We start from the raw sequence: 8,956 nt of genomic DNA, 5'->3' as shown, positions 1-8,956 counted from the left end.
GGAAAAACTGTCTGCGCATTTTGCGGATGTCATTGAGTTACTTAACGAAGCCCATTATTTCTGTGCAAAAGTCGGTGACAAGGTACTTGATCTGGGCCACCTCAATTCTGCGCTTATGGCCAAAAAACGCCGTACGGGCAGAGTCAGCGATTCACTGTTAAATGACATAAAAGAAGGCCAGGTACTGATCGCAACCGATGGCAAGGCGATTGGCAAAGTTAACGGCCTCACCGTGATGGACATTGGTGACAGTGCTTTCGGTACGCCTGCACGAATTACGGCTACTGTGTATGCCGGCGCAAATGGCGTTGTCGATATTGAGCGCGAAGTTGAACTTGGTCAGCCGATTCACTCCAAAGGGGTGATGTTGTTAACAGGCTACCTGGGTAATAAATATGCGCAGTCTTTCCCGTTAACCTTGTCTGCAAATATTGCCCTGGAACAGTCTTACGGTCATATCGACGGTGACAGTGCCTCATTGGGTGAATTGGTCGCGCTTATCTCAGCCATTACAGATATCCCCATTCGTCAGTCACTGGCTATTACCGGTTCGATTAACCAGTATGGAGAAGTACAGGCTGTCGGCGGGGTAAACGAAAAAATCGAAGGGTTCTTCGATGTGTGTCAGCATCGGGGCCTGACCGGCGACCAGGGCGTTATTATTCCCAAATCCAATGTTAAACATCTGGTGCTGGATAAAGCAGTAGTTGAAGCGGTGAAAAAGAATCAGTTTGCGGTTTATTGTGTGGAAACCGTTGATGACGCACTGGAGTTATTAATGGAGCGAGAGGCGGGCGTGTTGTCGACAAGATTCCGCTATCCAAAACATTCGGTTAACGACTTGGCCGTGAAGCGTTTATACGATATTGCCTGTATCGTGAACGGAGGCGAGGAAGAACGTTAAGCATTATGCTTATATAAACGGGCCGCTCATTTGAGCGGCACGTTTTCATTCAACTGTTGAATTTACTTGGGTGGCATTCTCAGTGCGCCATCAAGACGAATAGTTTCGCCATTGATGTACCCGTTCTGAATGATATGCAACGCCAGACTGGCGAACTCTTCCGGAAAACCCAGTCGTTTAGGATTGGGCACATTTGCACTTAATGCGTCCTGCACGTTCTGTGGCATAGCCGTGAGCAATGGTGTGCCCATAACGCCTGGGGCAATACTGTTCACCCTAATGCCGAGCGGTGCCAGGTCGCGTGCCATAGGCAGTGTTAACCCAATAATACCGGCTTTACTTGCAGCATAGGCCGTTTGACCAATTTGACCTTCATAACCGGCAATTGAAGCGGTATTGATAATCACACCACGGGATTCGTCATTCAGATCATTACCCGCCATACTGGCCGCCACCAATCGGCACACGTTAAAGGTACCGATCAGGTTAATATTGATGGTTTTGCTGAAGTCTTCCAGGCTGGCTGGATTCCCGGCTCTGTCGAGCATTCGGCCTGCCGGTGCGATGCCTGCACAATTTACACAGACAGTAATTGCACCGAATCTGGCATAGGCCTTGTCTAATGCTGCTTCTACATCGAGTTGCTGAGTGACATCAGTGCGTACAAACAAAGTATTGTCTTCGCCTAGTTCTTCTACGCGCTGGGCGCCAAGGCTCTCGTTTAAATCCAGCAACACAACATTAGCGCCGGCTGCAACCAAGGCCTTGGCCGTTGCGTGGCCCAGGCCGGAGCATCCACCGGTAATCAGTGCGGTTTGATTTGATAACTGCATGCAGGGGTTTCCGTTGTTATGGTAATGTAAATTTAGTTTACCTTACGTTAACGGAAAGGGAAGGTTGCGGCGGCAACAGCCAGTTTTATTTTGGCAACTGAATTTTACGCTCTTCGCTTGGCTTGTATAAAACCAGGGTGTGACCGATTACCTGAAGCTTTTCGGCGTTTGTTTCACGCACAATCGCATCCATAATGAGGGCTTTTTCTTCCCGGTCGTCTGTTGGCACTTTCACTTTGATCAGCTCGTGATAGTTCAATGCGTTGTCTATCTCCGCTAATACGCCTTCAGTTAGTCCATTTGCGCCTAGCTGAACTACCGGTTTCAGTGGGTGTGCGAGGCCTTTTAAGAATTGTTTTTGCTTATTTGATAATTTCATCTGTGGGTTTTTCTTACAATTTAAATGTAAAGTCTGTCTTGAAAACGCGTATTCTAACGCCATCTTGACTACAATCCTAATGACATTGTGACGTAAACACAAAAAAGACCTGTGAAAAGGTGGGCAGGTGTTTATATTCGCGACGTATATCGGCGCTTTTGGGGTTTTGGCATAACAATTGAACAGAATGTTGTGTTAGACCGTAGAAATGCATAGCAGTGGTTTCTGGCTGCATCGCGTTTCCGTGATTCCGCTCAGTACAACTGCAGGTTGTATTGATGTTGTGGCCGGGGCAAACGCTCTGTAAAGCAATAGCTTAAGGCGGGCGCAGTTTGCGAGGTCTATTTGGTAGCAAGCGGTTATAAAGTGTAGTACCCTTGAGGTATCGCATTTTTTGTGACACTCACCGGTTAGCAAGGTGGCGCAAATCGGCGCCATTATTGAACCGGAGGTTTTTTACAGAGGTTAGTAGCATTGAGCGACATGGCAAAAAACTTAATCTTGTGGTTGATTATTGCAGTGGTGTTGATGGCTGTTTTTCAGAGCTTTTCACCAGGCGAATCAAGCCGCGCACAAACTGATTACACAACGTTTCTAAAGGAAGTGAAGCAAGGGCAAATTCGCGAAGTGCGAATTAACAGTGAAGCGCGCGAAATTCGTGGCGTGAAGCGCTCAGGCGACGCCTTTAAAACCTACATTCCCTATTTTGATGACCAGTTGATTTCCGATCTGGTAAAACAAGACGTTCGCGTGTTGGGTGAGCCACCTGAACAGCCGTCCATTTTTGCCTCTATTTTCATTTCCTGGTTCCCTATGTTGCTGTTGATAGCAGTATGGATTTTCTTTATGCGACAAATGCAAGGCGGCGGTGGTCGTGGTGCAATGTCGTTTGGTAAGAGTAAAGCTCGTCTGTTGAGTGAAGACCAGATTAAAACGACGTTTGCAGACGTTGCAGGCTGTGACGAAGCAAAAGAAGATGTGTCTGAGCTGGTGGATTTCCTGCGCGACCCGTCTAAATTCCAGAAGCTTGGCGGTAAAATTCCAAAAGGCGTGCTGATGGTAGGCCCGCCCGGAACAGGTAAAACCTTGCTGGCAAAAGCCATTGCCGGTGAAGCTAAAGTGCCGTTCTTTACTATCTCTGGTTCAGATTTCGTTGAGATGTTTGTCGGTGTGGGTGCATCCCGTGTTCGCGACATGTTTGAACAAGCGCGCAAAGCGGCGCCATGTATTATCTTTATCGATGAAATCGATGCAGTAGGTCGTCAGCGTGGTGCTGGTCTAGGCGGTGGTCACGATGAGCGTGAACAAACCCTTAACCAAATGCTGGTAGAAATGGATGGTTTTGAAGGTCACGAAGGCATTATCGTTATTGCGGCCACCAACCGTCCAGACGTACTTGACCCTGCATTGTTACGCCCTGGTCGTTTCGACCGTCAGGTAGTCGTAGGCTTGCCGGATATTCGCGGTCGTGAGCAAATCCTGAAAGTACATATCCGCAAAGTGCCTGTCGCTGATGATGTGAAGCCATCGGTTATCGCGCGGGGTACACCAGGCTTCTCAGGCGCCGACCTGGCAAACCTGGTTAACGAAGCCGCGTTGTTTGCTGCTCGTGCAAACCGTCGCTTGGTATCGATGGAAGAGTTCGAAAAAGCGAAAGACAAAATCATGATGGGTTCTGAGCGTAAGTCGATGGTGATGTCGGAAGAAGAGAAAACCATGACAGCTTACCACGAAGCAGGTCACGCCATTGTAGGTCGCCTGGTTCCAGAACATGATCCGGTTTACAAAGTGTCTATCATTCCTCGCGGACGTGCGCTGGGTGTGACCATGTATCTGCCGGAACAGGACAGGGTCAGCCACACCAAGCAGCACCTTGAAAGCATGATCTCCAGCTTGTTTGGTGGTCGACTGGCTGAGTCTATTATTTATGGTGATGACAAGGTAACCACCGGGGCTTCTAACGACATCGAACGTGCAACTGATATTGCTCGCAAGATGGTTACCCAGTGGGGTCTGTCAGATAAAATGGGCCCAATGCTGTATGCAGAAGACGAAGGTGAAGTATTCCTGGGTAAATCCATGTCAAAAGCTTCCCACATGTCTGACGATACCGCTCGAGCTATCGACGCAGAAATTAAGTCTGTGATCGACCGTAACTATGATCGGGCGAAGAAAATCCTGGAAGACAACATAGACATCCTTCACACCATGAAAGATGCGCTAATGAAATATGAAACCATCGATGCGCTGCAAATCGACGACCTGATGGCCCGCCGCGAAGTGCGTCCGCCAGCAGGCTGGGATGATCGCTCTTCAGATGGCGACAAGCCGAGTGGCGGTGCACCGTCTAAAGAAGGCGAAATTACTAACGATGGCGTTGACAAGCCGACCGTAGGTAAGCCTGGTGACATTCCTGGATAGGAACAAGGTTGCCTGAAGAAAAGCGCCGTTACCGGCGCTTTTTTGTATGTTCAATATTCACAAGCACGCGTGGAATTCGTGTTTTGTAAATCAATTAGCATGAATTATCGATATGCAAATAAGACAGCTTTTGCTTAGCCAATCGTTTCCCCAGGTAATGGGAATTTTAAATGTCACTCCCGATTCTTTTTCAGACGGAGGGCGTCATAACGCGTTAAATGATGCGGTAAAACAAGCCCTGGCTATGGAGGCTGCCGGTGCTTCTATTATTGACATCGGCGGTGAATCTACTCGCCCTGGTGCACCAGAAGTCAGTGTTGATGAAGAGTTACGCAGAGTCGTTCCTGTGGTTGAGGCGATTCGCCGGGAATCAAATGTGGTCATCTCTATCGACACCAGTAAACCTGACGTGATGGAAGCGGCATTATTAGCGGGGGCGGATTTCATTAATGACGTCAGGGCGCTTCAGTTACCCGGTGCATTAGAAGTGGTCGCGAAATACAAAGCACCAGTGTGTTTAATGCACATGCAGGGTGATCCTGCCAGTATGCAGGACAAACCGCGATATAGTGACGTGACTGATGAGGTTGAAGCGTTTCTACTGGCTAGAATCAAAGCTTGTACAGACGCAGGTATAGAAGAAAGTAAAATCATGCTTGACCCGGGTTTTGGCTTCGGTAAAACTCTTGAGCACAATTATCAGCTGTTAGCAGATTTACCTAAGTTTCATCGCTTGAACAAGCCTTTGCTCATTGGCATGTCTCGTAAAACCATGATTGGGCAGGTAATAAACAAACCGGTTGACCAAAGGCTGGCAGGTAGTCTGGCTCTGGCAACGATTGCAGCGCAGATGGGCGCGCACATATTGCGAGTACACGATGTAAGTGAAACCCGGGATGTGGTTGATATCGTTAACGCGTTAAATAAATACAAAAAGTAAAAAAGGGGTTCCAATGGGGGAAAGGAAGTATTTTGGTACCGATGGTATTCGGGGCAAAGTAGGTGAGAGCGCTATTAATCCGGAGTTTGTCACTAAGTTAGGCTGGGCCGCGGGCAAAGTACTGGCTGGACATGGCACCAATAAGGTATTGATCGGCAAAGATACGCGTATTTCAGGTTATATGCTGGAGTCTGCACTAGAAGCTGGCTTGTCTGCTGCAGGGATTAACATTGGTTTACTTGGACCCATGCCAACCCCCGCCATCGCCTATTTAACCAAAACGTTTCGCTCTGAAGCGGGCATTGTGATCAGTGCATCGCATAACCCATATTACGATAACGGCATTAAGTTCTTTTCTGCAGACGGGTTCAAGCTGGACGACGATATTGAAATTGCTATCGAAGCGATGATGGATGAGCCAATGACGTGTGTCGCGTCGAACAAGTTGGGCAAAGCCACACGTATTAATGATGCGGCGGGCCGTTATATTGAGTTTTGTAAAGGCACGTTCCCGTCAGATTTATCGCTTAAGGGTATGAAGATTGTAGTGGATTGTGCCCATGGTGCTACCTACCATATTGCCCCGTTAGTCTTGTCTGAGCTGGGCGCTGAAGTGATTGAAATAGGGACTTCACCAAATGGTTTAAACATCAATGACCGCGTGGGAGCCACGTCAATGCGGGCCATTGTTGACCAGGTATTGGAATCTGGAGCCGATTTGGGCTTTGCGCTTGACGGTGATGGCGACCGAATCATGATGGTCGACAACCTTGGAAATGTCATTGATGGCGATCAAATCCTGTATATCATTGCCCGTGATGCATTGAAATCGGGTCGTCTTAATGGTGGGGTAGTGGGTACCCTGATGAGCAATCTAGGACTGGAGGTTGCGTTGAGCAAGCTTGGTGTGCCTTTTGTTCGCTCTAAAGTCGGCGACCGCTATGTAATGGAATTGCTGCAACAAAAAGGCTGGAGCATCGGCGGCGAGAATTCGGGCCATGTATTAAACCTGAGTCTGGCGTCTACCGGAGATGGTATTGTTGCCGGTTTACAAGTACTTACCGCGATGTTGCGCTCAAGCATGTCATTGAATGAATTGGCAGGCGGGTTTGAGAAATTCCCTCAGACGCTGGTTAATGTTCGGTTTGAAGACACGGGTGTCGATCCATTGGAAAGTGAAGCCGTTTTGCAGGCAAAACAAGAGGCTGAAAAGACGCTTGGCAAGCATGGGCGCGTATTGCTTCGCAAAAGTGGCACTGAACCCCTGATTCGGGTCATGGTGGAATCTGACGATGAACTGGCTTCAACAACGCTGGCAGAAAAAATTGCCGATGCTGTTCGTAATGTCGCCAGTTGATTGTTTTTAGGCGCAGAAATTAGTTTTTCCACTTGTATAATGTGGTGGGAATAGTTAATATCACGCCCGCTCCGACACTGGGATAGCGTCAATAAGAGAGACCGATAAGCATGAGAAAGCCAATCGTTGCAGGAAACTGGAAAATGAACGGGAGCCGTTCATTGGTGAGTGACTTTAGTGCATTAACCGACGGTGTTAACACCGACACGGTAGATGTTGTAATTTGTCCTCCAGCTTGTTACCTGCCTGCGTTTGAAAACGCCGGTTTTGCACTGGGTGGTCAGACGTTAAGCGAATTGGATAACGGCGCGCACACGGGCGATATTTCGGCAGATATGCTGAAAGAATTCGGTTGCCAGTATGTGATTGTCGGTCACTCAGAACGCCGTGAAGACCACGGTGAAAGTAATGAGTTAGTTGCGAAGAAAGCGCTTAAGGCTATCGAAAATGACCTTGTGCCTATTGTTTGCGTTGGTGAGAGCCTTGCAACAAGAGAAGCCGGCGAGTTAGAAGACTTCCTGGCCGCGCAATTAGATGCACTAACTGCGACGCTATCAGCACAGCAATTGGCTAAGGCAGTCATTGCTTACGAGCCTATCTGGGCCATCGGTACAGGCGTAACTGCCTCACCACAACAAGCTCAGGAAGCACACGCTTTTATACGTGCTCATTTAGCGAAGTTTGATGCTGATGTAGCCAGTGGCTTACAGTTATTATATGGCGGCAGTGTTAAGGCAGATAATGCTGCTGAGCTGTTTGCACAACCAGATATCGATGGCGGCCTGATTGGTGGCGCGAGTCTGAAAGTTGACGATTTTAGAAAGATTTGCCAGGCGGCAGGTTAAGAGGATAAAGCATGTTTTATCAAGTATTGTTAGTTGCATACCTTGTTGTTGCACTCCTATTAATTGGGTTTGTATTAATTCAACAGGGTAAAGGTGCTGACATGGGTGCGTCATTTGGTGCCGGCGGTGCAAATACCGTTTTCGGTTCATCGGGTTCAGGTAACTTTATGACTCGCACGACGGGTATTTTGGCGACGTTGTTTTTCGCTATCAGTTTGTTTTTAGGGGCGCTGACCTCTCAACGCGAAAGCGTGACTGATGAGTGGGAAAATCTGGAAGTGCCTGTTGCGGTTGAACAGGTTCAGCCAGCTGATTCTGATGTGCCGGTAACACCAGCACAGGACGATAAGTCAGACGTACCTAACTAAAATGTTTTTCGCGGAAGTGGTGGAATTGGTAGACACGCCATCTTGAGGGGGTGGTGGCTTCGGCCGTGCGGGTTCAAGTCCCGCTTTCCGCACCATACATAAATAAAGGGCTACTAACCAATTCGGCTGTAGCCCTTTTTTGTTATGTGGTCAAACTGTGGTCGAATTGTGGTCAAACTCATTGCGCTAAAGTGCGATTTCACCATGGGGAACTTCGACATACTTGTCATGATTTTCAGTGTAAGTTTTGGTTGATCTGGCGTCTCTGTGAGCCATTCTTGATTGTGGGTCAATCCCCATTTCTTTAAACAGCTTTCCAGACAATGCGCGTATTTCGTGAAATGTCGGTCGAGCCGCGCTATCCATATCATCAAACAGCCCGGTTAGATCTCGGTATTTATTAAACTGCCTTGTTAGATATTCCGGTGAAACCTGGTTAGGGTGGGTGCAAAGATCACTCATGCCTTTGGTTCTGCTGTCTGGTAATCGATGAACCACAAACGGGCACAATACACCGTCTTTACTTCTATCAAGTATTTCCTTTAGCGCTGCGCCAATGGGTATGGCCACATGCGCCTCTTCGTTTCCGACTACCTTTTGACGATTTATGAATAGGGTGCCATAAATACCTTTCACCGGTTCGTCATACCATACACACCCATTCCTTACCTGGCTGGGTGCCCTCAATCGATATTCTATACGCGTAATCTCAAGCCGGGCGTGCGTTGTCTGCAGTGATAAATCCATGGCCGTTTGTAGCCATAGTGGGGCAATAGCGTGAATTGCTTTGTATTGCTCAACGGTAATACGCTGGCGTTGTTTGGGTTTTGGTTTTTTGCGAAGTATGCCGTCTGCTGGATTATTCAGCATAAGTCCGGCGTCTACTACATACCCGAACAGTTTTCGCAG

At 48.1% G+C, this 8,956-nt stretch carries 9 protein-coding genes and 1 tRNA gene; 7 read left to right on the top strand and 3 right to left on the bottom strand.

Going from position 1 to position 8,956, the window contains the following annotated elements; genetic code table 11:
* Positions 1 to 904 (top strand): S16 family serine protease (locus AC4MRN_RS17250; RefSeq protein ID WP_491203976.1); only part of this gene is annotated, 904 nt, incomplete at its 5' end.
* 62 nt (positions 905 to 966) lie between these two features.
* Here AC4MRN_RS17250 and AC4MRN_RS17245 read toward each other — a convergent pair.
* Both AC4MRN_RS17245 and yhbY read right to left on the bottom strand, forming a co-directional pair.
* A complete protein-coding gene (locus AC4MRN_RS17245; protein ID WP_155014695.1) occupies positions 967 to 1,737 on the bottom strand; it encodes a 3-hydroxyacyl-CoA dehydrogenase in 771 nt (256 codons plus the stop codon).
* An 85-nt stretch (positions 1,738 to 1,822) separates the two neighbouring features.
* Positions 1,823 to 2,116, bottom strand: a complete 294-nt coding sequence (yhbY, locus tag AC4MRN_RS17240; protein ID WP_073322764.1) for a ribosome assembly RNA-binding protein YhbY — start codon at positions 2,114 to 2,116, stop codon at positions 1,823 to 1,825.
* Positions 2,117 to 2,590: 474 nt separating this feature from the next.
* On the opposite strand from yhbY, the gene ftsH reads away from it, so the two are divergent.
* The 6 genes from ftsH (at position 2,591) to AC4MRN_RS17210 (ending at position 8,142) form a co-directional block, all read left to right on the top strand.
* Positions 2,591 to 4,537 (top strand): ATP-dependent zinc metalloprotease FtsH, encoded by a 1,947-nt coding sequence (gene ftsH / locus AC4MRN_RS17235; RefSeq protein ID WP_073321472.1) that lies wholly within the window; start codon positions 2,591 to 2,593, stop codon positions 4,535 to 4,537.
* A 112-nt stretch (positions 4,538 to 4,649) separates the two neighbouring features.
* A complete protein-coding gene (gene folP, locus AC4MRN_RS17230; protein ID WP_491054615.1) occupies positions 4,650 to 5,477 on the top strand; it encodes a dihydropteroate synthase in 828 nt (275 codons plus the stop codon).
* A 13-nt stretch (positions 5,478 to 5,490) separates the two neighbouring features.
* Complete coding sequence (glmM, locus tag AC4MRN_RS17225; protein ID WP_073321467.1) at positions 5,491 to 6,834, top strand: phosphoglucosamine mutase; 1,344 nt, start codon at positions 5,491 to 5,493, stop codon at positions 6,832 to 6,834.
* A gap of 110 nt (positions 6,835 to 6,944) precedes the next feature.
* On the top strand, positions 6,945 to 7,679 hold the full coding sequence (gene tpiA, locus AC4MRN_RS17220) for a triose-phosphate isomerase (RefSeq protein ID WP_073321465.1): 735 nt from the start codon (positions 6,945 to 6,947) through the stop codon (positions 7,677 to 7,679).
* A gap of 11 nt (positions 7,680 to 7,690) precedes the next feature.
* Positions 7,691 to 8,047, top strand: coding sequence for a preprotein translocase subunit SecG (secG, locus tag AC4MRN_RS17215; protein WP_491203975.1), 357 nt, complete (start codon positions 7,691 to 7,693; stop codon positions 8,045 to 8,047).
* Between the two features lie 10 nt (positions 8,048 to 8,057).
* Positions 8,058 to 8,142 (top strand) — tRNA-Leu (locus AC4MRN_RS17210).
* 91 nt (positions 8,143 to 8,233) lie between these two features.
* On the opposite strand, the gene AC4MRN_RS17205 is transcribed toward AC4MRN_RS17210, so the two are convergent.
* On the bottom strand, positions 8,234 to 8,956 hold a 723-nt coding region (locus AC4MRN_RS17205), incomplete at its 5' end, for a site-specific integrase (protein WP_491203974.1).

Source organism: Marisediminitalea sp. (assembly GCF_984433645.1).
This window is presented reverse-complemented; position numbering and strand designations above follow the sequence as displayed.

Bases quoted from the DNA above. Each gene is read 5' to 3' on its own strand.
- AC4MRN_RS17245 (WP_155014695.1), bottom strand. From the start codon at position 1,737: ATGCAGTTATCAAATCAAACCGCACTGATTACCGGTGGATGCTCCGGC.
- yhbY (WP_073322764.1), bottom strand. From the start codon at position 2,116: ATGAAATTATCAAATAAGCAAAAACAATTCTTAAAAGGCCTCGCACAC.
- folP (WP_491054615.1), top strand. From the start codon at position 4,650: ATGCAAATAAGACAGCTTTTGCTTAGCCAATCGTTTCCCCAGGTAATG.
- glmM (WP_073321467.1), top strand. From the start codon at position 5,491: ATGGGGGAAAGGAAGTATTTTGGTACCGATGGTATTCGGGGCAAAGTA.
- tpiA (WP_073321465.1), top strand. From the start codon at position 6,945: ATGAGAAAGCCAATCGTTGCAGGAAACTGGAAAATGAACGGGAGCCGT.
- secG (WP_491203975.1), top strand. From the start codon at position 7,691: ATGTTTTATCAAGTATTGTTAGTTGCATACCTTGTTGTTGCACTCCTA.